This window comes from Herbaspirillum lusitanum P6-12 (assembly GCF_000256565.1).
GTDB lineage: Bacteria > Pseudomonadota > Gammaproteobacteria > Burkholderiales > Burkholderiaceae_D > Herbaspirillum > Herbaspirillum lusitanum.
Genome location: NZ_AJHH01000557.1, coordinates 1 through 2246, shown reverse-complemented (window position 1 = coordinate 2246; position 2246 = coordinate 1). Strand labels below are relative to the sequence as shown.

Here is a 2246-nt window from a genome sequence, read left to right as displayed (position 1 = left end):
GGGGGGGCGGCCGCCATCCTGGCGCTCAAGCGCGGCCAGGAGTATGCCGCCAAGGACGGTCGCCTGATCGTGATAGAAAATATCTCGACCACTTCCGAGCAGCACTACATCGTGCTGCTGCGCGACATCTCGCAACAGCGCCGCATCGAGGAAGCACTCGACCGCAGCAAGGAACGCGAAACCTTCCTCAGCAATCACGACCAGCTCACCCAATTACCCAACCGCGATCTGTTGCACCGGCAGCTTGAAGAGCACATGCAGGCCATGTCGCCGCGCCGCCAGCTGGCGCTGGTGGTAATCCGCCTCGACAGCATCAAGTACGCCAACGATGCGCACGGAAGCGCCGCCGGCGATGCACTGATCGTCGCTTTCGCCGATGCGTTGCGACGACTGCTGCCGGATGGCAGCCTGATCGCGCGCTTGCGCAGCGTGGTGTTCAGCTTCACGATCGAGACCAGCCACGCCAGTCGCGACGCCATCCCGCAGATCGAGCATATCCGCCGCAGCCTGCCGGAAGAATTGCTGGTCGGCGGCCAACGTCATCCGGTGCAGGTATCGATGGCGATCGCGTTCTCGCGGCCGGGCGAAACCAGCGGCGACGAACTGATCCAGCGCGGCAAACTGGCGCTGGATTCGGCGCGTCGTTCCGGCACCCAGGACATCACCGTCTTCGACGACGAAGCGGCCGCGCTGATCCGGCGCCGCCTCAACATCGAACAATCCATCTTGATGGCGCTGCGTGAAAACGAACTGCGCCTGGTCTATCAACCCAAGGTCACGCAAGACGGCGAGATCGTCGGCCTCGAGGCATTGATCCGGTGGCGCTCGCCGACGCTGGGCGACGTCTCTCCGGCTGAATTCATCCCGGTCGCCGAGACCAGCGGTGCGATTCATTTCATCACCGCTTTCGTGGTCGACAAGGTGTGCGCGTATATTCGCCAGACGCTGGACTCGGAACGGCGCTGCCTGCCGATCGCCATCAACCTGTCGGCCATCGATATCGTGCGCGCCGATCTGCTCGACCTGGTCAACGCCTCATGCCAGAAATACGGCGTCAGTTCGGATCACCTGGAGTTCGAAATCACCGAGACCGGGCTGGTCGGCAACGAGAATCTGGCCATCAGCCATCTCGAGGCGCTCAACGCCAAAGGTTACGGCATCACCATTGACGATTTTGGAACCGGTTATTCTTCTTTGCAGAAGCTCAGCCGTTTTCCGACGAAAAGTATTAAGATAGACCAGTCTTTTGTGGCGCAGATCGGTATCAGCGAGAAGAGTGAACTGATTATCCGTGCGGTGGTGTCGCTGGCGAAGATTCTTTCCTGCACCACGGTCGCCGAAGGCGTCGAAACGCTGGTCCAGGAAAAATTCCTCAAAGCGATCGGATGCCAGTTTTTCCAGGGCTTCTATTACTACCCGCCGATGGAGTTCCAGCAGGTCAATCAATTGTTGAAAGGTCGCTGACCCGGTTCGACTCAGGTCAGTACCGACCGCTTCCGTTTTGATGCCGCAAAAGCATGCGTACCTCGAGGCGCACCCGAGCACCAGCAGGCGTAGCCCGCATCAAACCGAACTGAAGAGAGACAAACAATGAGCAAGAAAAAACCAGCGCCAACGCCTGTCTATCGCGGCGTCTTCCCGGTCGCCCCGACCATTTTCGACGACCACGGCGACATTGACCTGGAAGGCCAGCGCCGCTGCATCGATTTCATGATCGACGCCGGCTCCGACGGCATCTGTATTCTGGCCAACTTCTCCGAGCAGTTTGCGCTCACCGACGACGAGCGCAATGCGCTCATCAGCACCGTGCTCGACCACGTCGCCGGCCGCATTCCGGTGATCGTCACGACCACCCATTTCAGCTCGCGCATCTGCGCACAGCGCAGCCGCAATGCGCAGGACGCAGGCGCAGCGATGGTCATGATCATGCCGCCGTACCACGGCGCCACCATCCGCGTCGGCGAGCGCGGCATCCAGGAATTCTTCCAGACGGTGTCGGACGCGATCGACATCCCGATCATGATCCAGGACGCGCCGGTCAGCGGCACCATGTTGTCGTCCACGCTGCTGGTCAAGATGGCGCAGGAGATCGCCAACGTCTCCTACTTCAAGATCGAAGTGCCGCAAGCCGCCAACAAGCTGCGTGAAATCATCGCCCTCGGCGGCGACGCCATCGTCGGTCCGTGGGACGGCGAAGAAGCCATCACGCTGATGGCCGATCTCGACGCCGGCGCCACCGGCGCGAT

The 2246-nt window shown here is 61.0% G+C and carries 2 protein-coding genes; both read left to right on the top strand.

All coding sequences use genetic code 11. The features are described 5' to 3' along the window. Nucleotides 1-1464, top strand: a 1464-nt coding sequence (locus HLUSI_RS0118560) for a putative bifunctional diguanylate cyclase/phosphodiesterase (protein ID WP_016835378.1), incomplete at its 5' end; no start/stop codon positions are given. 126 nt (nucleotides 1465-1590) lie between these two features. Beyond that, the coding region (locus HLUSI_RS0118555; protein ID WP_016835377.1) for a dihydrodipicolinate synthase family protein at nucleotides 1591-2246 on the top strand (656 nt) is incomplete at its 3' end.